Raw genomic sequence first — 21,061 nt, 5'->3', positions numbered from 1 at the left:
ACAAAAGCCTTCCTGTTGAGGACTCGATAATACCAGCCGAGTTATGCTGGTTCTGTCTCGCCGTCTTCCCGGTCACGGCGCTCGCGCTCCCGGCGAAGTTCCCGGTCGATATCGTCCTCGGTTGTCGTCGGTGCCACCGTCAGGACGTTGCCACCACCGGGGTCGGTCACGATGACCTCGGTCCCCTCGGGGATCTCGTCGCCCCACTCGCTCCGGGCGGTGTAGTTGGGGTCGAACCCGCCCCGGTCGAGCAGGCGGACGCGCCCGCTGGTCGAGGTGACGGTCTCGGTGACGCGGGCGGTCGCACCGCGGAGGTCGTCCGAGCCGCTGGTCTGGCCGCGGTCGGTCCCCTCGTAGAAGTCGAACTCGCGGTAGACGTAGAACGTGAGCAGGCCGACGGCGAGCACCATCGCCGCCAGGGCGATGGGCGTCCCGAGCGGCGAGAACAGCATCCCGACGAGGCCGGCGATGAACAGCGCGACGCCGATGACGATGAAGTGCGCGCCGGGGACCAGCGCCTCGGCTATCATCAGTCCCGTCCCGGCGAGGAACAGGAGGAGGGGCAACAGGTCGACGTCGAGTAGCGGTGCCATGTGCGTCGGTTAGGCCCCGTCCTGATTAAAATTTTGCAGGCGGCGGTGCGCGGTACGATACGTCGCTGGCGTGTCCGGCGTCATCCGAGGAGGGTCACCAGGTGCACGAAGAACGCGACCATGGCGAGGACGCCGAGGACGACGAACAGCGCATTCTCACCATCGATGGAGCCGGATTCGATGACCTCGTCGGGGTCGTACGGCCCCATCTCGACGGCGCGGGCGTCGTGACGGCCAGTGTCCTCCTCGTCGTCCTCATCGTCCTCCAGGTCTTCGAGGCTGAACCGGTACTGGTCGTCGGCGGAGTCGTCAGTCACGGGAGACAGTACGCGCCCAGGATACTAAACCGGCAGGGTCACCGCCGGGTGTCCTGTCGGCGGTGGATGGCACCGTCGTAGACGACGCCGCGCTCGGCATCGACGGTGATGGTGGTCTCGTCAGCGATAGCGGAGAGGTCCGCACCCGAGATCATCGGGATGCCGACCTCGCGGGCGACCATCGCGGGGTAGCCCGTCATGCCCGGACGGGCGTCGACGATACCGCCGACGCGCGAGACGTCGCCCTGGAACTCGCCATCGAACTCCGGCCCGAGGGTGATGATGGCACCTTCGGGGACATCGGTCAGGTCGCCGTCGTCGACGTTCCTGGTGGGGCCGGTGACGTACCCGGAGACCACGCCACGACCGATGGCGAGGGCTTCCGCGGCGACGTGGACCTTCAGCATGTTCGTCGTCTGGGCCCCCTCCAGTTCGGTCATCATGCCGGAGAGCACGACGACCGTGTCGCCGCTCTCAGCCACGCCCGCGTCGAGGGCGGCCTGCACCGCGTTCTGGATGACGGCGTCCACCCCGTCCTCGTCGAACGGCGCGTACTGGGCGTTCACGCCCCAGGAGAGCGCGAGCTGGCGACGCACCCGGTCGGTCGGGGTCGTCGCGACGACCGGCACACCCGGGCGGTACTTCGCAGTCTTGAGCGCCGTGTAGCCGGACTCGGACGCGGCGACGATCGCGCTCGCGCCGATATCGCGGGCCAGGTAGCGCGCGGACCGCGCGATGGCGTCGGTGCGGGAGTCGCTCGCCGGTGGGACGCGCTGTTCACGCATCTCGGCGTACTCCTCGCTCGATTCGACCTGCCGGATGATGCGGTCCATCGCCTCGACGACGCGAACCGGGTGGTCGCCGATGGCGGTCTCCGCCGAGAGCATGACGGCGTCGGTCCCGTCGAGCACCGCGTTGGCCACGTCGGACGCCTCAGCACGGGTCGGCCGGCGCTCGTGGATCATCGAGTCCAGCATCTCCGTCGCCGTGATGACCGGCGTCCCGGTCTCGCGACAGCGCCGGATGATGCGCTTCTGTATCATCGGGACGTCCTCCATCGGACACTCGACACCGAGGTCACCGCGGGCGACCATGACGCCGTAGGAGGCTTCGATTATCTCCTCCAGGTTCTCGACGGCCCCCGCTCGCTCGATCTTCGAGATGATGGGGATGTCCGCCCCGAACTCTTCGAGCACCTCGTTGACGTGGAGTACGTCGTCGGCGTTCCGGATGAAGCTGGCCGCGACGAAGTCGACCTCCTTCTCGGCGGCGAGTCGGAGGTCCTCTCGGTCCTTCTCGGTCACGACGTCGATGTCGAGGTCGACGCCGGGCATGTTGACGCCCTTGCGGCCGCCCAGCTGCCCGCCCATGTCGATGGTGGCGAACACGTCCGAGCCGTCGACGCGTTCGACGGTCGCCTCGATGCGACCGTCGTCGAGCAGGATGCTGTCGCCGGGCGAGACAGAGGAGATCCCGTGCGAGAGCCCGATGTCGTCGGGGGTCGCCTCGGTCCCCTCGTAGAAGCGGACCGTCGACCCGGATTCGAGTTCGATCGGTTCGTCCAGCGGGGCCGTGCGTACCTCCGGCCCCTGCAGGTCGACCATCGTCGCGACCGGTTTCTCCGTCTCCTCGTCCACCTGTCGGACCTTATCGGCGATCTCGGCGCGTGTCTCCAGGTCACCGTGACTGGAGTTGAGGCGGGCAACCGACATTCCGGCATCCGCCAATGCCCGGATGCGACCGACGGTGTCGGTCGCCGGCCCGAGCGTACAGACGATCTTGGCGTTTCTCATGTGGCCGTCTACGCTGGAGGGCGGCAAAAACCCCAGTGTTTTACTCGATTCCGAGTACCCCACTGTCGCTGACGTGTTTCGGCAGTCTGGGCGACGCGACCGGGACCGCCGACCCTTCCATTGTCATGCCGTATCCTTTCTGGCCATCCGTGTGAACACCCACCAATGGGAATGTACACGTCCCTCGTCCGCGTCCGCGACCGCGACATCAACAACGTCCAGGAGCTCGCCACGCTCTGGGGTGAGATACACACCGAAGTCGAAGAGTACGACGCGACCCTCGAAGACACGTACGCGGTCCTCGGGGACTACGACTTCATCGTCATCTTCGACGCCGACGGCCGCGACGAGGCGTTCAAGGTCGCGCTCGCGATGGAGCGCCACGGGCTGGACATGCAGACGATGGAGGTCATCCCCACCGACGAGTTCGCCGAACTCGTCACCGACATCTGAGTCGCCTGCATCTCTGGCCGCGTTACCACGACGCCACGACTTCTGGAATGCAGCCGTCTCCGGGTTCGTAGTACGAGCCGTGGTCCGGCACCTGCTGGGTGACGTCCAGTTCCTGGTAGTTGTAGGGTGCCGCGAGTCCGTCCTGGATACCCTGCTCGCCGACAGCCGTGTCCCACTCCGCCGTGGAATACGCCCAGTCGAGCACGTCGTCCTCGCGGTTGTAGAAGTTCCCGAAGCTATAGCTCGAATACTCGATGGCGTCGCCGTACTTGTCCTCCGTCGAGACCGTCTGGTCGGGGATGGCCCCACCGACGAGCGACGCGGTCTCGACGGCGTTGTAGTAGCCCCAGGCGTGGAGGTTGGCGAGCGTGCTGGCGACGACCTGCGCGCCCAGCGAGTGCCCGATGAGCCGGATGGGGTCGCCGCCGTTGTTGTTCCAGTTCGCGATCCAGTTCGCCAGCTTCGGCCCGTTCCGCTTGGCGATGTCGACGGCAGTCCACCAGCCGCGGTCGGAGTCCCAGGAGTAGCCGACGTTCGTCTGGGAGACGCCGTTCTGCTCCAGGGCGAGTTCGCAGGTGTACGCGCCGTCGATGTCCTGGTCCTCAGAGTCGTCCTGGTTCCAGCCGTGGACGAAGACGATGATCTCGTCGTGCCAGGATTCGGTGTACTTCGCCCAGTCGCCCTCGCCGTAGTAGTTGTACGTCGTCCCGCTCGACGTGAGGTTCCCGTCGTCGTCGAAGTGCCCGCGGGTCGAGATGAGCGGGTAGTCCGCGGGTGCCTGGTAGTCGCCGTCGCTCCCGCCGGCGGCCGCGATACCCGAGAGCCCGCCCAGCGCGAGGCCAGTGGTCGCGAGTCCCTTGAGTGCGCTACGTCGGCTGAGACCGTCCTTGTCGGATGTCACGACTGCACACACTGACGGGCGACTGATAAATCTAGGCCAATGGAAATAGCTAACGGTGTCAGAGAATGGTGGTCGACCCTGTCCAGACCGCCTTACCGGACCTTCGTGCCCGGCTCGGCGTCGCCGTGGGTCGTCAGCAGGTCGGCCTGGTCGCCAGCCGCGAGCACCATCCCGTTCGACTCGACGCCGAACAGTTCGGCCTTCTCCATGTTCGCGAGCAACACGACCTTCGTGCCCGGCAGCTCGTCGAGGTCGTGGAGCTGCTTGATACCCGCGACGACCTGGCGCGTCTCGAAGCCGATGTCGACCTCGAGCTTCACCAGCTTGTCCGAGTCCTCGATGGGGTCGGCCGATTCGATGCGGCCGACGCGGATGTCGAGTTCCTGGAAGTCGTCGAAACCGATGCGCGAATCCAGCAGGGGTTCGAGTTCGTCGCTCACGCTCGCCTCGTCGCCCTCGCCGGTCTCGTCACTTTCGCTTTCGTCGTCCTCGTCGTCCGCGGCCGCCTCGGCCACGCGCGCTTCGAGCTTCTCGTTCAGCTCCGCCACGCGGTCGTCCTCGACCTTCTCGAACAGCTCGGTCGGCTCGCCGAACTCGGCCGCGGGCGGCTCCAGGGCCGCGTCGACCGTGACCTCGTGGACGTCGCCCTCGCCGGCGAACTGGTTCCAGGCCTGCTCGGCCTTGCCGGGCGTGATGGGCTCGATGAGGAGCGTGACGGCCTTCGCGATCTGGACGCAGTCGCGGATGACCGGCGCGGCCTCCTCGTCGTCGAGCTTCCACGGCTCGTGCTGCTGGATGTACTCGTTCCCGAACTGGGCGAGCTTGACCGCGGCGTCGCCGGCCCGGCGAATCTCGTACTCGTTGATGGCGTCGGTGAAGTCCTCGATGGCCTGCTCGATGCGTTCCTCGACCTCCGCGGAGAGGTCGACGTCGGGCGTACCGCCGAAGTTCCGCTGGGCGAACAGCAGACTCCGGTAGAGGAAGTTCCCGACCGTCCCCACCAGCTCGCCGTTGACGCGCTCCTGGAAGCGGTCCCAGCTGAAGTCGAGGTCCTGCTGGAAGCCGCCCATCGTCGTCAGGTAATATCGCAGGAGGTCTGGGTGGAAGCCCTCGTCGAGGTACTCCTGCGCCCAGATGGCGCGGTTCCGGCTCGTGGAGAGGCCCTTCCCGTTGATGGTGACGAAGCCGGTCGCACAGATGGCGCGGGGGGCGTTGTACTCCGCCACGTGGAGCATCGCCGGCCAGAAGATAGTGTGGTGCTGGATGATGTCGCGGCCGATGACGTGGATGATCTCGCCCTCATCCTGCTTCCAGACCTGCTCCCAGTCGTACTCGTCTGCCCCGACGCGCTCGGAGTACTGCTTCGTACTCGAGATGTACTCGATGGGCGCGTCGACCCACACGTACAGGACCAGGTCTTCAGGATTCTCGCCAGGGTAGTCGATACCCCAGTCGAGGTCGCGGGTGATACACCAGTCCTGCAGCCCACTCTCGATCCACTCGCGGGGCTGGTTCTTCGCGTTGCTCGTCCCCTCCAGCCCGTCGAGGAACTCCGTGAGGTAGTCCGACAGCTCGGAGACCTCGAAGAACTTGTGCGGGCGCTCGCGGTACTCCGCCGGGTTACCCGTGACCGAGGAGACCGGGTCCTCGATCTCGCCAGGTTCGAGGTGGCGACCACAGCCCTCGTCGCACTCGTCACCGCGAGCCTGCTCGCCACAGTACGGGCAGGTGCCCTCGACGTAGCGGTCCGGCAGCGGCTGGTCCTCGGTCGGGTCCCAGGCCACCTTGATCTCCTTCTCGTAGACGTAGCCCTCCTCCTCCAGCTTGCGGACGATGGACTGGGTCAACTCGGTGTTCGTCTCGTCGTGGGTGTGCCCGTAGTTGTCGAACTCGATGTTGAACCGCGGGAACGTCTCCTCGTACTGCTCGTGGTACGAGAGCGAGAACTCCTCGGGCGAGACGCCCTCCTTCTCGGCGTTCACCGCGATGGGTGTCCCGTGCATGTCCGAGCCACAGACGTACGCCGTCTGCTGGCCCAGCTTGCCAAGGGCGCGGTTGAACGTGTCTGCACTCGTGTAGCCTCGCAGGTGGCCGACGTGCAGGTCGCCGTTGGCGTACGGCAACCCACACGTCACCACCGCGGTGTTCTCCGTGGGAAAGTCGTCGTTGCTCATGGTATCGTCTGCTATCGTGCGGGCCTAAAACCCGCTGATTCCGGTCTACTCTGTGGGCGATTCGCGACGGGATTCGACAGCGCCCAGCTTTCAGACCGCGTAGAGAAGTCGTATGACCGACCCGCACTCCGGCCCACCCGCCAGGCATGGCTCACGCCATGCGCATACGGCGGTTCTCGGGGACGTGACGGGTCGTAGCTGTCACTATTCGGTGTTGGTCGTGAGTCGGATAAAAAGGTGTCGTGGTGTGTGTCGTGGTAGCGTGATTCCGGCTCTGGCGCGCGCTGACGAGTGTGCCGAACGGCAGTGAGGCCACGGGTCAGTGCCGCGCGAGGGATGAGAAGCGCAGTGGAGCGGAGCGGAACGAGCATCGCAGTCGGCTGGGGAGGGCGAGGTGCAGTCATGGACGCCAGCGATAGTCGTGTCGTCGGATGACCACAATGGGAACCAAAAACGACGAAACGTTGCCAGCGTCGACTAGCAGCGAACTCTCGCTAGCGTATATGACCGCAACCGCCCCGCTCCGCAGCCACACCCTCCCCAGCCGACTCCCTCCACTACGTTCCGGTCGTCCCTCGCGCGACATGAACTCGCGCCCTCGCTGGCTCACGGGTCGTTCCTCCCCGTTCGCTGTCGAGGCGACTGCGTCGCCTCGCTCGTCACGCTCGCCAGCACGCGCCAGACGGAAAATCGAGAACTTACGAAAAAACGCCGAAACTCAGTTCACTTCGATGCCACCGAATCCGACCAGGCCGGTGACGATGAGGTCGACGTCGTCGCCGCGGGCGGGCCGGCCGGTCACGTCACCACCCTCTCGAATCACCCGCGGGCGGGCGTCCTCGGCCGCGCCGAAGACCGGCAGGACCTCCATGCGGACCGTCCAGTCCTCGGGGACGTGGAGTTCGACGCCGCCGAACATCGCGAACACGTCGACCTGGGCGGTGCCGACGGGCTCGGTGTCGCGCAGGTCGAGTTCGGAGCCGCCGAACAGGGTGGTCACGTCGGCCTGGGCGAACCGGGAGCCGGTCGCGCGCTTGGTGACGCCGCCGAACATCGCGAAGATGTCGAGGGTCTCCGCGTCGGTCGAGACCGTCCGGGTCCGGAGCTGCCGGCCGAAGACGACGGTGAGGCCGACGAGGATGACCAGGACGGGCCAGTACGTCTCGACGATGGCGTCGGTCAGGATGTCGAGCGCCGCGAGCTGGATGGCTCCGGCGACCAGTATCAGCACTGCGGGGCCGACGAGGTTCGCGGCGCGGCTCTGGACGATTGCCCAGACCCCGAGCAGGACGAACACGCTGGGAACGAACAGCCAGAGCTGGGCCGTGTCGTATGTTTCGGTGGTCCCGAGCAGGAGCAGGAGGCCGAAGAGAACGATGACACCACCGCTGACGAGTCGGCTGTTGAGTCTGAGGTTCATGTGTGAGAATACGCTAGCTGAGACGATATATCGAGACGCTGCTTCTCGGGGGTCGAGAACCGTGCGAATCGCCGGCTCAGCTCACAGCAGCGCGAACGCGCCACTGAAGAACAGGACGGTGACCAGCAACCGCCCGACGCTGCCGACGAACGTCGCGGCCGCGAACTTCAGGTAGTCCTCTTCGAGCACGGCGAAGGCGTAGATGGAGAGCGTGTCGGGGAAGAAGGGCACCGACAGCGCCATCGCGAGTCCGGCGTACCCGTACTTGCGTGCGAGTTCGACCGTCTGCTTCTCCGACCACTCGATGACGTCGAAGCGCGAGCGTTTCAGGAACCGGACGACGGGGCCGGCTTCCTTGGCTTCCTGACCGATGTGGAACGCGAACACGCTGCCGCCGGCCTTGCCGATGCCGCTGGCGACCATGATGAGGCCGAGTTCGACGGTGCGCGGGACCCCGAGCTGGAGTTTCGGCGCGAGGACGATCTCGCTGGGCAGGGGCAACACGAACGCGATGAGGAACGAGTAGACCGCGATGATGCCGAGGCCGACCCAGCCGGTCGCGGTTTCGACTGCCGCTTCCAGCCAGTGGTAGTCGAACCACGGGGCGAGAACGACGGCGTCGGAGAGCGCAAGGGAACCAGTCGTGAGTACGGCTGTCACTGACAGAGCCTCACCGCCGCCGAAACCTAAGTGTTGATGTTCACGGTGGGTCGGAGTCGGTCGATATCCTGCAGGAACGCCGACAACATCTCGCGGGTGACGTGGGGCATCATGACGACGCGCATCTCGTCTGAACCGGTGGTAGAGACCCGCCAGCCCTCCTCGCGGAGCGCTTCGAACAGGTCGGAGGAGACGTCCGCGGTGACGATGGGGAGGTCAGGCTCGACCACGTCGAAGCCGCGCTCGCGCAGCGCGTCGACGAGGAAGTCGGCGTTCGCGACCGACGTCTCGTACTGCTCGCGGTAGCCGTCGGGCCAGAGTTCCTGCATGGCCGCCGCGGCACTGGCGACGCCCGCGCCGGAGCGGGTCCCCGTGAGCGTCGCCTGTTTCGCGGATTCGAGGTAGGGCGTGTCGACGGCGAGCGCGTCGAACAGTTCGTCCTCGCGGGCGAGCAGGCCACCGGCCGGAATCGCGGCCTGGCCCATCTTGTGCGGGTCGATGGTCAGGGTGTCGACGCCGGCGTGGCCGAAGTGCCAGTCGTGGTCGGTGAAGGGAAGCAAGAACCCGCCCCAGGCCGCGTCGACGTGCAACAGTGCGTCGTGACGGTGGGCGATGTTCGCGAGTTCCGGAATCGGGTCGACGCGGCCGTACTCGGTCGAACCTGCGACGCCGACGATTCCAGCCGTGTCCTCGTCACAGAAGCGCTTGACAGCGCCCAGATCGACCGTGTAGTCGTCGGTCAACGGCGCGATCCGCAACTCGATGGCCAGCACGTCGGCGGCCTTCTGGAACGAGAAGTGCGCGCTCTCGGGGACGACGACGTTCGGGTCGCTCGACACCGAGCGGTTCCGGGCCATCCGGACCGCCTGGATGTTGGCCTCCGTCCCGCCGCTGGCGATGTAGCCCGCGGGGTCGTCGAGGCCGACGATGTCACCGAGCATGGCGACCGCGTCGTCTTCGAGGTCGGCGACCGTCTGGTACGTCGCGGGGTCGCCGGGGTTCGTGGCGAGGAAGCGCTCTGCGGCCTCGCGGGCGACCGGGTGCGGTGGTGTACACATCGAGGAGAGAACCCGGTCGAAGTCCTGGGGCTGGCCGCGCATACCCATACGGTGCGTCCTGTGGAATTTAGGGATTGCGTTCTGGGGAGGAGCGAGGGTCGTGCCAGTGCGGTCACGGCGAGCGCGGTGGCGGTGGCACTGTTCGGCCCGCTCGTTCTCTGAGGCCGGTCCCCGCGGCCAGACTGCGGCTACTCGTCCTCGCTCGACTGGTACGTCACGTCGACCAGCGACAGCCCGTCCCGGACCGTCACCTCCACGAAGCCGTCGATGGCCGTCCCACCCTCGGGGTCGGTGTGGCTCCCGACGTAGGCGGTCGCGTTCGTCCCCTCTGACCCGACGTTGTGGATGGACGCGGTCTGGTTGGGCGAGAGCTATTCGTCCGTCTCGTCGCTTTCGTGAGTGAAGATGGTGAAGGTGATCATCTCGTCCTCTCCGACTATCTGGAACACCACCTCACCTTCGATGGGGACGGTTCCCGACGGTCGAGGCTTTTCGCCGACGGAGAAATTCGACCCCCTGAGAGGACGTTCTTTAAGGTATATCGTCATCGTCTCACCCGGTTCGAGCGGCTCCGTCAGTTCCCCGTAGTTACTGTGCTGCGTCGATACGCCATCCCGTAACAACGCGATCGAGACGTCGGAGCCTGCGGGGATGGTATCACCGCCGGTATGTTCGACCGTCAGTGGCGCACGTCGGTCGGAATGCTCGTGCCCGATAGATTCATGCCAGACTCGTGTGAACCTATCCCGAAATGACGCGTCTCGACGACCTCCAGTCGCGGTTCGACGCCGTCGAATCGGCACTGAACGACCGGCTCCCCGGCCCGCTGAAAGTCGGCTTCCTGACGCTGTACGTCTACACAGAGCGCGGCGAGCCATGGGTCGACGCCGTCGCCGACCGCGGCCCCTGGAAGCGCTGGCACGACATCGGCGTGCTGGCACTGCTCGCGACGGGGCTGGCGAGCCTCCTCGCGGTCGCCTGGGTCGCTGTCGCCGCGGCGACGGGCAGCGTCGAATCCACCGCCGCGAACGACCCCGGGAACATGGTGGCGGTCCCCGGCCTGAACGACTTCATGCCGCTGGCGGCCGCGGGCTACATCGTCCTCGCCCTCCTGGTCGCGACCCTCGCCCACGAGGGCGGCCACGCCGTCGCGACTCGCCTCGACGACGTGCCCATCGAGGAGATGGGCGTCGCGCTCCTGTTCGGCGTGATCCCGCTCGCGGCGTACGTCCTCCCCGGCGACGCGCTCGACGACGCGCCCGCCAGGACCCGCCTCCGTGTGTTCGCGGCGGGCGTGGCGAACAACCTCGCGCTGACGGTCCTCGCCGTGGTCGGCTTCCTCCTCGTCGGCCCCGCCCTCGCCGTCGACGCCTACATGACCTACTTCGGCTGGCTGTACACGAGCGCCGCCGCGCCGACTGCTGCTGCGGTGGCCAGCATCGGCGTCGTCGGCAACCTGCTGTTCTGGACCGGCTTCCTCAACGCCAACCTCGCCCTGCTCAACGCCCTCCCGGTGTGGCCACTCGACGGCGGCAAGGTCCTGAAAATCGTCGTCGACTCGACTGCCAGTCGACTCGGCGTCGGCGGAAGCCGACACGTCCTGGTCGGCGCGGGCGCGCTCACGGCGAGCGCGGTGGTCCTCGCGCTGTTCGGACCGCTCCTCTTCTGAGTCGACGCTCCCTACTCGTCGTCACTCGTCAGGAAGTCCACGTCGACGAGCGACATCCCGTTCCTGACCGTCACCTCGACGAACCCGTCGATGACCGTCCCGCCCTCGGGGTCCTCGTGGCCCCCGACGTAGGCGGTGGCCTGTTCGTCGGAGCCGACGTTGTGGACCGACGCGGTCTGGCCGGTTGCGAGGTCGCCGTCGAGCGTCGCATACGTGACCGTCACGTCACCGTCTTCTTGCTGTACGACGAGTGTGATTTCCGTCCCCTCAGGCAGCACGTCACCGCCGACGTGCTTCACCTTGAGCGCGTCCCCCTGAATCGTGTATTCGAGGTCCGCGATGGTCATCTCGTCGCGGTGCTGGCTGACCCAGTTCGGTTCGGTGACCGTCGGCGAGGCGGGCGTGACGGTGTACGTGACCGTCACGGTCCGCGCCTCCTCGCCGGAGCCGACCGTCGCGGTCGCCTCGAGCGACTGCACGAGACCGTCAGTTCCGACCACGATGGTCGAGGTGACGGTCGCCCCATCACCCAACCCGAGCGGGTCCGCGGAGACGTCGTCGGCCTGCAACAGCGTGACAGTCTTGCCGTCGCGTTGCACCTCCGACGCCTCGTACGAGACCGTCGAGAGGAACGTCTGGAGGACCTCGCTTCCGGTCAACTCGCTGTAGGCGATATCGGCGTCGTAGCCGCTGTAGGTCGCCTCACCGGTGAACTCGTCGCGTTCGTACGCGAGGGTCCCGTCGCTGAACAGGGCTCGCCGGGCGGTCTGGTCGCCGTAGGTCGACCGCTCCGCGATGGTGAACGCACCGTCGGTCCCGACGGTGACCTGCTTCGACTGGCTCATGCTCCCGTCGGTAGCCGAGTAGTCGAGTTCGAGCGACAGTTCGTACCCGATGCCCGCGAGGACCTCCTCGTGCGCTGCGAGCAGTTCGGTCGGGTCGGTGATGCCGTCGGCGGCGACGCCCGGCGCGAAGTCCGGTGTGCTGGCCCCTGTGGAATCGACGGCCCCGAGGCCGCCGACGCAACCGGCGAGGACGACGACTGCGACGACAGCCACGCTGGCGATAGCTCTCATGCTCCAGAGAATGGACAGGTTCGGTGATAAGGACGAATCCCGATAACCTGAGGGGAGTTACCGAACCCCTCAGCGGACCGATTCGAGGATGAGCTTCTGCTCGACCCGCTTGACCTCGTGCTGGACGTCACGGACCGCGTCGATGTTCGCCGAGATGGACGAGACGCCCTCGTTGACGAGGAACTGGACCATCTGGGGCTTCGAGCCGGCCTGCCCGCAGATGGACGTGGCCACGTCGTGTTCGCGACACGTCTCGATGGTCTGGCCGATGAGTTCGAGCACGGACGGGTGGAGCTCGTCGAACCGGTCGGCGACGTTGCCGTTGTTCCGGTCGACCGCGAGTGTGTACTGGGTGAGGTCGTTCGTGCCGAAGGAGGCGAAGTCGATGCCGGCCTCGGCCATCTGCTCGACGCCGAGCGCCGACGCTGGCGTCTCTATCATCACGCCCCAGCGACGCTTGTTCGGGTCGACGCCGACCTCCTGCATGAGGTTGCGCGCCTGAATCACGTCCTCGGCGTCGTTGACGAGCGGGAACATGATCTCGACGTTGTCGTAGCCCATCGAGAACAGGCGACGGAACGCCTCCAGCTCGTGCTTGAACAGCTCGGGCTTGTCGAGGCTGCGGCGGATACCGCGGTAGCCGAGCATCGGGTTGTGCTCCTTGGGCTCGCTGTCGCCGCCTTCGAGCTGGCGGAACTCGTCGGTCGGTGCGTCGAGCGTGCGGACGCGAACCGGCCGCGGGAAGAACTCCTCGGCGACGCGCTGGACGCCCTCGACGATCTCGTCGACGTACGCCTTCTCGCCGTGGTCCTCGATGTACTTCTCGGGCGTCTTGTTCGTCGAGAGGATCATGTGCTCCATGCGGAGCAGGCCGACGCCGTCGGCCCCCGTGGCTGCCGCGCGCTCGGCGGCCTCCGGGATGGAGACGTTGACCTTGACCTCCGTCGCCGTCATCGGCTTGACGGGGGCCTGCGGGCGGACCTCTTCGACGGGTTCGCGCTCCTCCTCGTCGGGCTCGACGCGACCCTCGCGGATGGTACCCTTGTCGCCGTCGATGGTGATGAGCTGGCCGTCGTCGAGCGTCGAGGTGGCGTTGCCCGCGCCGACCACGGCGGGGACACCGAGTTCGCGCGAGACGATGGCTGCGTGGCTGGTCATGCCACCCTCGTCGGTGACGATACCGGCGGCGCGCTTCATCGCGGGCACCATGTCCGGCGTCGTCATCTCGGTGACGATGATGTCGCCCTCGCCGACCTTGTCGAGCTGGTCCAGTTTCTTGACGATGCGGGCCTTCCCGGACGCGACGCCCGGGCTGGAGCCGAGACCCTGCACCAGAATCTGCTGTTTCTCGACGCCGACAGTGCCGCTGCCGTCGGTGCTGGTACTGGCCTCCTCGGCCATCTCGGCGTCGACGCGCGTCTCGTCTGCCTCACCGATGTCGCCCTCGGCGATGGTCGTGATGGGCCGGGACTGCAGCATGAACACCTCGTCCTCGACGATGGCCCACTCGACGTCCTGGGGCGTGTCGTAGTGGTCCTCGACGGTCTCGCCGAGTTCACGGAGCTTCGAGAGCTCCTCGTCGGAGAGGACGCGAGCGTTGCGCCGGTCCGCATCGACGTCGACCTCGACGGTCTCGCCGGTGTCGGGGTCCTTTATCATCTGGATCTTCTTGTCCGCGACCGTCACCTCGAGCACCTCGTCGCTCTCGCGGTCGAGGACGTAGTTGTCGGGCGAGACAGTCCCGGAGACCACGGCTTCGCCGAGGCCCCACGCGGACTCGATGATCATCTTCGGTTCGCCCGTCGACGGGTGGCTGGTGAACATCACGCCGGACTTCTCGGCGTCGACCATCAGCTGGACGACGACCGCGATGTTCACGTCGGCGTGCTCGAACCCTTGCTGCTGGCGGTAGTAGATGGCGCGCTGCGTGAACAGCGACGCCCAGCACTCCCGCACGCGTTCGAGGAGTTCGTCCTCGGTCACGTTGAGGAACGTCTCCTGCTGTCCCGCGAAGGAGGCGTCCGGGAGGTCCTCGGCGGTCGCGGACGACCGAACGGCGACGAACGCTTCGCCGTCGTCGACGTCGCGATACGCCGCGAGGATCTCCTCGCGGAGCTCGTCGGGGAACGGCGTGCCGAGGATGAGTTCACTCGCGCGCTTTTCGGCCGCTGCGAGGGCCTTCGAGTCGTCGACGTCGACGTCGACGGCCTCGAACAGCTCTTCGTCGATACCTGCTTCTTCGATGAATTTGCGGTACGTGCCCGCGGTCACGACGAACCCGGGTGGTACAGGGAGCCCTGCGGCGGTCAGCTCGCCGAGGGATGCGCCTTTACCGCCGACGGCTTCAAGATCGCTGGCCCGTATGTCGTCCAGCCAGAGTACTGCCATCTCTATTCGGAGGCAATCCCGGCGCGACCATGAAGATTCCGGACGCCGTCTATGGATTCTCACTCGGCCCTGAGTGAACGATTCGGGCGGTCGGCAAGTGTTGCCCATGTGGATGATAGCCGCAGCGGTTATAGTCAGGGACTGTGACCCTTCGGACATGAATACCAAGCAGACGGTTACACTCGTCGCGTACTACCGCACCCTGGCGTTCCTCTCCTTCGTCGTGGGTATCGGTATCGCGGGGGTGGGTCTCTACCTCGGACTCGGCGAGACGATCCAGATTCTCCTGCAGGACTTCCCGAAGAATTTCGACGCCGCCATCGCCGCGGCCAGCCCGGTGACCTCGGTCGCACTCGGCGTCCTCGGTGTCGTCGTCTGGCAGTTCGGCAAGTCCTTCGCGATGGTGAAGACGATGGGGAAGGCAATCGAGACCGGAGGCGGCGGCCAGCAGGACGACCAGCAGGTCAAAAGCGAGGTCCTCGACGTGGTGAACGACCAGCTGTCGAGTCTCGAGTCCGACCTGCGCTCGGAGATCAAATCGAATGCCAGCACGGGCGGCACCAGCGGGACCACAGCGACCACTTCGACCAGCACTGCCGGGTCCTCATCCAGCCGGTCCTCGTCCAGCCGGTCCTCGGGCACGGGCAGTTCGCGGAGTAGCTCGCGGTCAGGGTCGGGCTCCGGGTCGAACTCGGGTTCCTCGACCGGCTCCGGCTCGCGCACTGGAAGTTCGAGCAGTAGTTCCGACGACAGCAACGGGTCCGGCGGCGGTCGTGGCAACCCGGCCAGCGACGGCGGGACCGACGACCCCCTGCAGTAGGACCTACACCTCCAGAATCTCGTCTTCTTCTGCGTCCGGGACGACCAGCGACCCGTCGAGGACCGTGACGCTTCTTCCACCGACCGCGACCGGGTCGACTCGCGCCCGGACCCGTCCGGGCCGGTCGACGTAGTGGCCCTGTTCGACCACGACCTCCTCCGGGAACTCGTCGGCGAACGCGCCGTAGTGGTCGAGGTACGCCGTCACCGCGCCGGCACCCGTGCCACACACCGGGTCCTCCGGCACTCCCGCGCCGGGGGCGAACATCCGGGCGTGGAGGGTCGCGTCCGCGCCGATCGCGTCGAAGGTGAACGGGTACACGCCGAGCGCGTCGAACTCGTCGGTCAGTGCCTCGACCGCGGCGAGGTCCGGGTCCGCGTTCCCGAGGTGTTCGAGGAAGTTCACGGGCACCAGCAGGTAGCGGACGCCGGTCGAGGCGACTGCAAGCGGCAGGTCGGCACCCACGTCCTTCAGGGAAGCCACGTCGACACCCAGCGCCTCGGCCACGCGCTCGTACGTCGGTTCGACCTCCCTGACGTGTGGCGTGTCCTGCGTGAGCCAGACCGTGCCGTCGGCGTCGATGGCGACGTCGAGGACGCCCACGTTCGTCTCGACGGTGTACTCGCCCGCGTCGATGGCTCCGTCCTCGTGGAGGTGGCCGAACGCCCCGACCGTCGCGTGCCCGCAGAGGTCGACCTCCTGGGTCGGCGTGAAGTACCGGAGCCGGTAATCGGCCTCGTCGCTGGGCAGCACGAACGCGGTCTCGGAGACGGCGAGTTCCCGCGCGACCTGTTGCATCTGCTCGTCGGTCAGCCCCGCGGCGTCGGGCAGGACGCCCGCCGGGTTGCCAGCCAGTGGCTCGTCGGTGAAGGCGTCGACCTGCAGCGCACGATAGGTATCCATGCGCCTCACGAGGAACGGTCAGGCCAAGAAAGTGGCGTCAGTCGTCCGTGACGAAGGCGGCCACCTCGGTCACCAGTCCTCTCCCGACGTGGTTCTGGGTGAAGTACTCGCTCGGGTTCGCCGGCCCCTCACCCGGCATGAGCAGGTGGTTCAGGGCGGCGAAGGACCTGAACGAGACGCTCTCTTGCGTGAGCGCGCCAGTCCAGGCGTCCAGTTCGCTGGGCGGAACCTGGTAGTCGCGCGCACCCTGTGCGAGCAGCGTGGGCACCGAGAGCGCCTGGGCCGCCGCGACGTGGTCGTACTGCGTCAGGCTACGCCAGAACGTCCCCGGGAAGCCCATCAGCGAGTCGTCGTCGGAGAACTCGCCCGCCGCGATGCGGTCTGCGGCCCGGTCGAACTGCTCGATCTGCTCGCGCTCGGCCTCGGAGACGGTCTCGTCGAGGTCCGCGAGGTAGCGCACCTGTTCCGGAATCAACCGCCACAGCGGCGTGTGCGGGGCGGCGAGCATGACGACGCGCGACACGTCGGACCGGGCGGCGATGCGCGGGGCCGCCAGCCCGCCGAGGCTGTGCCCGACCACGGTCACGTCCGCGATTCGGTCCTCGCCCGCGAGCCGGTCGATGGCCGTGACGGCGTCGTCGACGGTCACGGTGTCGATGGTCGCGTCGATCCGCGCAACCTCGCAGGCGAAGGTCCGCTTGTCGTACCGCAGGACCGCGATTCCCTGCGAGGCCAGTCCCCAGGCGAGGTCCTTGAACACCTTGTTTGGACCGACGCTCTGGTCGCGGTCGTTCGGGCCAGACCCGTGGACCAGGACGACGCCGGGTACCTGCCCGGAGCCGGTCGGCAGCGAGAGCGTCGCGCCGAGGTCACAGGCCGGTGATGGGAGCGCGAGTTCGGATTCGGTGAAACTGGACTCGTCCGCGTACTCGGGCACGCTCCACGGGGCGGACGGCTGGTTCAGCCGCAGGCCGACCACGCCGCCCGCGTCGTCGAAGGCCCAGTTGACCAGCAGGACGCCGCTCTGGAACGTCGCGCGCACCACGACGAGGTGGACCCCGTTCTGTTCCGAGTAGTCGGCGCTCGCAATGCCGGTGAACTCGCCCTTGCCCGTGGTCTGTGTCGTCCACGCCTGCCGGAGCACGTCGACGGAGACCTGCTCGGCCGCCTGGCCGACGAACTCGTCGGTGAGGCTGTCGTACGCGCCGTTGCCGAGGTCGAGGGTGAGTGCCCGGGCGCGGGCCGTGAGTTCCTCGGGTGAGCGCGGTTCGGTGGTCGGCTGCCGGGTGGTCGTTTCGGTGTCGATCGCGGTCGGGGTGGCCGTCGCTGTCGCCGTGTCGGGCTCCGGTGTGGTCGTCGCCTGCGTCCCCCCACCGCCGGAACAGCCGGCGAGAGCGACCGTCCCGGTCGCCGCGAGGACTCGGAGGATGCGTCTGCGAGGGAGGGCGTCGCGCATACGTGGTCGTACCGCCCGAAGTGTCATAAACTGGTTCTTTCCGGACTGGAGCCAGAGTCGCCCCGGGAACTCGACACGGGTATCAGGCGTCCCCGGTGACTCTCCTGTATGGACTACGAACTCCGCGAGACCCTCCCGACGCCCGAGGAGTACGTCGCCCTGCGCGAGGCCGCGGGCATGTCACCACGAAGTCTGAACGCGGCCCGGCGTGGCCTCCCGAACACCACCTACGGCGTGACGGTCGTCCCCGACAGCGACGTGACCGGCGAAGAGGAGGTCGTCGGCATGGGCCGCATCGTCGGCGACGGGGGATTGGTCTTCCAGCTGGTCGACATCGCCGTCCACCCGGCCCACCAGGGTCGCGGCCTCGGGACGAAGATCGTCGACGCCCTGATGACCTACCTCGGCCAGCACGCACCCCCGACGGCGTACGTCAATCTCCTCGCAGACGTCGAGGGGTTCTACGAGCACTGGGGGTTCGAGCCGACCGCCCCGGCGTCGCGGGGTATGTTCACGCGCATCGAGTGAGAACGCCCGAATCGGACCTGTAAACCGTTAAGTAGCGACGCGCGGGAGTGGCGGGTATGAGCGACCTCCCGGACGATTTCAACTGCACCATCACCAACTGGGAGTACATCTACGGCCTGTGTCGAGACGTCAGCAAGGACGTCAAGCAGGACGAGTTCGAGCCCGACGTCATCGTGGCGCTGGCCCGCGGGGGCTGGTTCGCCGGACGATGCATCTGTGACTTCCTCGGGCTCAACGACCTGACGAGCCTGAAGATGGAACACTACGTCGGCACCGCCCAGAAGGCCGACGAACCCCAGGTCCGCTACCCGATGCCGGAAGGGAGCGTCGAGGACAAGGACGTCCTCATCATCGACGACATCGCCGACACCGGCGGCTCCATCAAGCGCGCCGAGGAGTACGTCGAGGAGCGCAACGCGGGCGAGGTCCGCACCGCGACCCTCCAGTTGCTCCAGACCAGCGAGTTCGAACCGGACTACATCGGCGAGCGTCTCGAGGAGTGGGCGTGGATGGTGTACCCGTGGAACTTCATCGAGGACATGATAGACATCATCGGCGGCGTCATGGACCGGAACGACCAGTCGGTCTACACCAAGGAGGACATCCGCCACTCCCTCGCCGAACAGCACGACCTCCAGCGCATCGAGATGGAGATCGCCCAGCCCAACCGCCTCGACGAGGTCATGGCCGAGATGACCCGCCGCGACGTTGTCGACGCCACCGACGGTGGCTGGGAACTCGTCGACTGATTCCATCGCTTCGACTCGTTTTCACTGGTTCGATGACCGACGACGACCCCGCCCTGGCCCCGCTGCTGGCCGCCCTCGCGCTCAAGGACGAGCGGCGCACCGGCTGGCAGCTCCGGGGAATCGCGGACCCGGAGTCGGTCGCCGCACACTCCTGGGGCGTTGCCTACCTCACGCTGCTGTTCGCCGAGCAGGCCGGCGTGGACCCGAACCGGGCGCTCCGACTCGCGGTCGTCCACGACGTTGCCGAGGCCGAGACCGGCGACTGGGCGACCAGAGCCGACGAGACCGCGGACACCTACGACCCCGCGGAAAAGGAGGCAGCCGAGGCAGCCGCCGCGACGGACCTCCTCGCGGACTTCGACCACGCCCACGACGCCTGGGCCGAGTACGAGGCCCGGGAGACGCCCGAGGCGCGGTTCGTGAAGGACATGGACCTCGTGGACATGTGCCTGCAGGCCGTCGTCTACGAGCGCGAGGGGCGCTACCAGCCCGGTGCGTCCGGCGAGTTTCGGGAGTACGACCACCTCGACGAGTTCTTCGCGACCGCAGAGCCGAGACTCAGCACCGAGTTGGGGCACGAGCTGTTCGACGCGGCGAAGGAGGAGTACGAGCGGGTTCGCGGTCAGTCGTCCTGACTCGCCACCCCAGCCGACTCGGGTTCACCCCGCACACCCTCCTCCCGGTCGACGATGGCCGACTTCCAGGTCCCCCGCGTGAAGTAGAGGATGGCGGCGATGGCCCCGACCACGTCACCGATGGCGACCGCAGTCCAGATGCCGGTCGTGCCCCACCCGAGCGTGAACACGAGGTAGTACGTCACCGGTACCCGGGCAATCCAGAGCGCGAGGGCCGAGAACACCAGCGCGGTGGTGGTCTTGCCCGCACCGCGGAACGCGCCGAGGAACACGGGGAACAGCCCCATGGCGACGAACGAGACCGCGACGATGCGGAGGTACTCGCTCCCGTAGCGCAGCGTCTCGGCGGCCTGTGCGGTGTCGGCACTCATCATCGGCCGCAGGATGGTCGTCGGGAACGCCCAGACGATGAGGGCGACGACGAGCAACACGCCGGCGGCGAGCTTCGCGGCGATCCACACCGCGCGCTCGGCGCGCTCCGGTTTGCCCGCGCCGAGGTTCTGGCCGACGATGGTGTTCGTGGCCTGGCCGAGGCCCATCGCCGGGAGGAACACCAGCGAGATGAGTCGGTTGCCCAGCCCGTAGGCGGCGATGACCGCGGGCGGGAACGTCGTGACCATCGCGGTGAGGGTGATGAACGCGAGCGACGCCATCGACTGCTCGGCCGCGCTCGGGACGCCGAGCCGGACGATGTCACGGATGGTCGGGAGGTGGGGGACGAGGTGCTCGCGCAGGACCGTCGGGCCGACCGTCGTGGTGAACAGGATGTAGAACCCGAGCACCGTCGCGACGCCGCGGGCGAACACCGTCGCGATTGCGGCACCTTCGATACCCATGGCGGGGAACGGGCCGACCCCGAAGATGAGCAGGGGGTCGAGCACGACGTTGACGACCACGGAGACGACCATGATGCGCATCGGCGTCCGGGTGTTGCCGTACCCCCGCAGCAGCGAGGTGAACACGAAGAAGCCGAAGAGGAACGGCGACCCGAGGAAGAACAGGCGCATGTAGTCCGCGGCGAGCGGGATGACGAACTCGGCCGTCTCCGGGTCGGCCGGGAACACGCCCAGCATCGCGTCCGTCAGCAGGTAGCCCAGCAGGCCGATGACGACGGAGAAGATGCCGACGAAGACGATGGTCTGGCCGGCGACGAGCCCGGCGGAGCCGTCACTGTTCGCGCCGGTGTACTGCGCGACGAGGATGGCCCCGGCCGCGGTGAACCCCCCGCCCACCGAGATGAGGAAGAAGATGAGCGGGAACGCCATCGACAGCGCGCCGACCGCGTTCGAGGAGTACGCCCCGAGCCACGCCGTGTCGGCGAGGTTGTACGCGACCTGCAGCAGCTGGATGGCCACCATCGGCCACGCGAGTCGGACCATCGGGCCGAGCAGCTCACCCTCGGTGATCTCGTTCTGTACCTGCGGTTCAGCCATTACGAATCGAAACGGTTCCCAGACGTATCAATACG

At 67.1% G+C, this 21,061-nt stretch carries 20 protein-coding genes; 6 read left to right on the top strand and 14 right to left on the bottom strand.

Features of this window, described 5'->3' with window-relative positions:
• Positions 1-41: 41 nt before the first annotated feature.
• The 3 genes from ACSC1S_RS03225 to pyk form a co-directional block, all read right to left on the bottom strand.
• Positions 42-593, bottom strand: coding sequence for an NfeD family protein (locus ACSC1S_RS03225; RefSeq protein ID WP_435363136.1), 552 nt, complete (start codon positions 591-593; stop codon positions 42-44).
• A gap of 80 nt (positions 594-673) precedes the next feature.
• Entirely contained in the window at positions 674-910 is a 237-nt protein-coding gene (locus tag ACSC1S_RS03220) for a DUF7312 domain-containing protein (RefSeq protein ID WP_435363135.1), read from the bottom strand.
• 38 nt (positions 911-948) lie between these two features.
• Positions 949-2,703: a pyruvate kinase gene (pyk, locus tag ACSC1S_RS03215; protein ID WP_435363134.1), complete on the bottom strand. Its 1,755-nt coding sequence runs from the start codon at positions 2,701-2,703 to the stop codon at positions 949-951.
• A 165-nt stretch (positions 2,704-2,868) separates the two neighbouring features.
• On the opposite strand from pyk, the gene ACSC1S_RS03210 reads away from it, so the two are divergent.
• Positions 2,869-3,156 carry a GYD domain-containing protein gene (locus ACSC1S_RS03210; protein WP_435317423.1) on the top strand — a complete coding sequence of 96 codons (288 nt, stop codon included), beginning with the start codon at positions 2,869-2,871 and terminating at the stop codon, positions 3,154-3,156.
• A 22-nt stretch (positions 3,157-3,178) separates the two neighbouring features.
• Here ACSC1S_RS03210 and ACSC1S_RS03205 read toward each other — a convergent pair whose 3' ends face one another.
• The 6 genes from ACSC1S_RS03205 to ACSC1S_RS03180 all read right to left on the bottom strand — a co-directional run bounded on the left by ACSC1S_RS03205 (position 3,179) and on the right by ACSC1S_RS03180 (position 9,917).
• Entirely contained in the window at positions 3,179-4,057 is an 879-nt protein-coding gene (locus ACSC1S_RS03205; RefSeq protein WP_435363133.1) for a DUF726 domain-containing protein, read from the bottom strand.
• Positions 4,058-4,149: 92 nt separating this feature from the next.
• The gene (gene metG / locus ACSC1S_RS03200; RefSeq protein ID WP_435363132.1) at positions 4,150-6,231 is read right to left on the bottom strand and encodes a methionine--tRNA ligase; all 2,082 of its coding nucleotides are present in this window, start codon (positions 6,229-6,231) and stop codon (positions 4,150-4,152) included.
• Between the two features lie 718 nt (positions 6,232-6,949).
• On the bottom strand, positions 6,950-7,651 hold the full coding sequence (locus ACSC1S_RS03195; protein ID WP_435363131.1) for a LiaF transmembrane domain-containing protein: 702 nt from the start codon (positions 7,649-7,651) through the stop codon (positions 6,950-6,952).
• Between the two features lie 81 nt (positions 7,652-7,732).
• Positions 7,733-8,317, bottom strand: coding sequence for a YqaA family protein (locus ACSC1S_RS03190; RefSeq protein WP_435364579.1), 585 nt, complete (start codon positions 8,315-8,317; stop codon positions 7,733-7,735).
• A 20-nt stretch (positions 8,318-8,337) separates the two neighbouring features.
• Complete coding sequence (gene mfnA, locus ACSC1S_RS03185; protein WP_435363130.1) at positions 8,338-9,411, bottom strand: tyrosine decarboxylase MfnA; 1,074 nt, start codon at positions 9,409-9,411, stop codon at positions 8,338-8,340.
• Between the two features lie 329 nt (positions 9,412-9,740).
• Positions 9,741-9,917: a hypothetical protein gene (locus tag ACSC1S_RS03180; protein WP_435363129.1), complete on the bottom strand. Its 177-nt coding sequence runs from the start codon at positions 9,915-9,917 to the stop codon at positions 9,741-9,743.
• Positions 9,918-10,120: 203 nt separating this feature from the next.
• Here ACSC1S_RS03180 and ACSC1S_RS03175 point away from each other — a divergent pair, with 203 nt between their 5' ends.
• The gene (locus tag ACSC1S_RS03175; RefSeq protein ID WP_435363128.1) at positions 10,121-11,038 is read left to right on the top strand and encodes a site-2 protease family protein; all 918 of its coding nucleotides are present in this window, start codon (positions 10,121-10,123) and stop codon (positions 11,036-11,038) included.
• 11 nt (positions 11,039-11,049) lie between these two features.
• On the opposite strand, the gene ACSC1S_RS03170 is transcribed toward ACSC1S_RS03175, so the two are convergent.
• Both ACSC1S_RS03170 and ppsA read right to left on the bottom strand, forming a co-directional pair.
• Positions 11,050-12,114: a hypothetical protein gene (locus tag ACSC1S_RS03170; protein ID WP_435363127.1), complete on the bottom strand. Its 1,065-nt coding sequence runs from the start codon at positions 12,112-12,114 to the stop codon at positions 11,050-11,052.
• A 69-nt stretch (positions 12,115-12,183) separates the two neighbouring features.
• Positions 12,184-14,502 (bottom strand): phosphoenolpyruvate synthase, encoded by a 2,319-nt coding sequence (gene ppsA, locus ACSC1S_RS03165; RefSeq protein WP_435363126.1) that lies wholly within the window; start codon positions 14,500-14,502, stop codon positions 12,184-12,186.
• 157 nt (positions 14,503-14,659) lie between these two features.
• Between ppsA and ACSC1S_RS03160 the strand changes: the two genes are divergently transcribed.
• Positions 14,660-15,322: a hypothetical protein gene (locus ACSC1S_RS03160; RefSeq protein WP_435363125.1), complete on the top strand. Its 663-nt coding sequence runs from the start codon at positions 14,660-14,662 to the stop codon at positions 15,320-15,322.
• 3 nt (positions 15,323-15,325) lie between these two features.
• Here ACSC1S_RS03160 and ACSC1S_RS03155 read toward each other — a convergent pair whose 3' ends face one another.
• Together ACSC1S_RS03155 and ACSC1S_RS03150 are read right to left on the bottom strand one after the other, a co-directional pair.
• Positions 15,326-16,225 carry a PhzF family phenazine biosynthesis protein gene (locus tag ACSC1S_RS03155; RefSeq protein ID WP_435363124.1) on the bottom strand — a complete coding sequence of 300 codons (900 nt, stop codon included), beginning with the start codon at positions 16,223-16,225 and terminating at the stop codon, positions 15,326-15,328.
• Positions 16,226-16,262: 37 nt separating this feature from the next.
• Positions 16,263-17,681 (bottom strand): alpha/beta hydrolase, encoded by a 1,419-nt coding sequence (locus tag ACSC1S_RS03150; protein WP_435363123.1) that lies wholly within the window; start codon positions 17,679-17,681, stop codon positions 16,263-16,265.
• 108 nt (positions 17,682-17,789) lie between these two features.
• Between ACSC1S_RS03150 and ACSC1S_RS03145 the strand changes: the two genes are divergently transcribed.
• The 3 genes from ACSC1S_RS03145 to ACSC1S_RS03135 are packed head-to-tail and all read left to right on the top strand — an operon-like array spanning position 17,790 to position 19,593.
• On the top strand, positions 17,790-18,209 hold the full coding sequence (locus tag ACSC1S_RS03145; protein WP_435317410.1) for a GNAT family N-acetyltransferase: 420 nt from the start codon (positions 17,790-17,792) through the stop codon (positions 18,207-18,209).
• A 56-nt stretch (positions 18,210-18,265) separates the two neighbouring features.
• Positions 18,266-18,958 carry a phosphoribosyltransferase gene (locus ACSC1S_RS03140; protein ID WP_435363122.1) on the top strand — a complete coding sequence of 231 codons (693 nt, stop codon included), beginning with the start codon at positions 18,266-18,268 and terminating at the stop codon, positions 18,956-18,958.
• A gap of 32 nt (positions 18,959-18,990) precedes the next feature.
• Positions 18,991-19,593, top strand: coding sequence for an HD domain-containing protein (locus ACSC1S_RS03135; RefSeq protein WP_435363121.1), 603 nt, complete (start codon positions 18,991-18,993; stop codon positions 19,591-19,593).
• On the opposite strand, the gene ACSC1S_RS03130 is transcribed toward ACSC1S_RS03135, so the two are convergent.
• Entirely contained in the window at positions 19,581-21,026 is a 1,446-nt protein-coding gene (locus ACSC1S_RS03130; protein ID WP_435363120.1) for an MATE family efflux transporter, read from the bottom strand. The two genes, ACSC1S_RS03135 and ACSC1S_RS03130, sit on opposite strands and share 13 nt — an antisense overlap.
• Positions 21,027-21,061: the final 35 nt, after the last annotated feature.

Source organism: Haloarchaeobius pelagicus, assembly GCF_051207375.1.
In the GTDB taxonomy this organism is placed as follows: domain Archaea; phylum Halobacteriota; class Halobacteria; order Halobacteriales; family Natrialbaceae; genus Haloarchaeobius.
This window is presented reverse-complemented; position numbering and strand designations above follow the sequence as displayed.

Excerpts from the sequence above, each read along its gene's own strand:
- ACSC1S_RS03225 (WP_435363136.1), bottom strand. The coding sequence starts at position 593 with ATGGCACCGCTACTCGACGTCGACCTGTTGCCCCTCCTCCTGTTCCTC.
- pyk (WP_435363134.1), bottom strand. The coding sequence starts at position 2,703 with ATGAGAAACGCCAAGATCGTCTGTACGCTCGGGCCGGCGACCGACACC.
- ACSC1S_RS03210 (WP_435317423.1), top strand. The coding sequence starts at position 2,869 with ATGGGAATGTACACGTCCCTCGTCCGCGTCCGCGACCGCGACATCAAC.
- metG (WP_435363132.1), bottom strand. The coding sequence starts at position 6,231 with ATGAGCAACGACGACTTTCCCACGGAGAACACCGCGGTGGTGACGTGT.
- ACSC1S_RS03195 (WP_435363131.1), bottom strand. The coding sequence starts at position 7,651 with ATGAACCTCAGACTCAACAGCCGACTCGTCAGCGGTGGTGTCATCGTT.
- mfnA (WP_435363130.1), bottom strand. The coding sequence starts at position 9,411 with ATGCGCGGCCAGCCCCAGGACTTCGACCGGGTTCTCTCCTCGATGTGT.
- ACSC1S_RS03180 (WP_435363129.1), bottom strand. The coding sequence starts at position 9,917 with ATGACGATATACCTTAAAGAACGTCCTCTCAGGGGGTCGAATTTCTCC.
- ACSC1S_RS03175 (WP_435363128.1), top strand. The coding sequence starts at position 10,121 with ATGACGCGTCTCGACGACCTCCAGTCGCGGTTCGACGCCGTCGAATCG.
- ACSC1S_RS03170 (WP_435363127.1), bottom strand. The coding sequence starts at position 12,114 with ATGAGAGCTATCGCCAGCGTGGCTGTCGTCGCAGTCGTCGTCCTCGCC.
- ppsA (WP_435363126.1), bottom strand. The coding sequence starts at position 14,502 with ATGGCAGTACTCTGGCTGGACGACATACGGGCCAGCGATCTTGAAGCC.
- ACSC1S_RS03160 (WP_435363125.1), top strand. The coding sequence starts at position 14,660 with ATGAATACCAAGCAGACGGTTACACTCGTCGCGTACTACCGCACCCTG.
- ACSC1S_RS03155 (WP_435363124.1), bottom strand. The coding sequence starts at position 16,225 with ATGGATACCTATCGTGCGCTGCAGGTCGACGCCTTCACCGACGAGCCA.
- ACSC1S_RS03150 (WP_435363123.1), bottom strand. The coding sequence starts at position 17,681 with ATGCGCGACGCCCTCCCTCGCAGACGCATCCTCCGAGTCCTCGCGGCG.
- ACSC1S_RS03145 (WP_435317410.1), top strand. The coding sequence starts at position 17,790 with ATGGACTACGAACTCCGCGAGACCCTCCCGACGCCCGAGGAGTACGTC.
- ACSC1S_RS03140 (WP_435363122.1), top strand. The coding sequence starts at position 18,266 with ATGAGCGACCTCCCGGACGATTTCAACTGCACCATCACCAACTGGGAG.
- ACSC1S_RS03135 (WP_435363121.1), top strand. The coding sequence starts at position 18,991 with ATGACCGACGACGACCCCGCCCTGGCCCCGCTGCTGGCCGCCCTCGCG.
- ACSC1S_RS03130 (WP_435363120.1), bottom strand. The coding sequence starts at position 21,026 with ATGGCTGAACCGCAGGTACAGAACGAGATCACCGAGGGTGAGCTGCTC.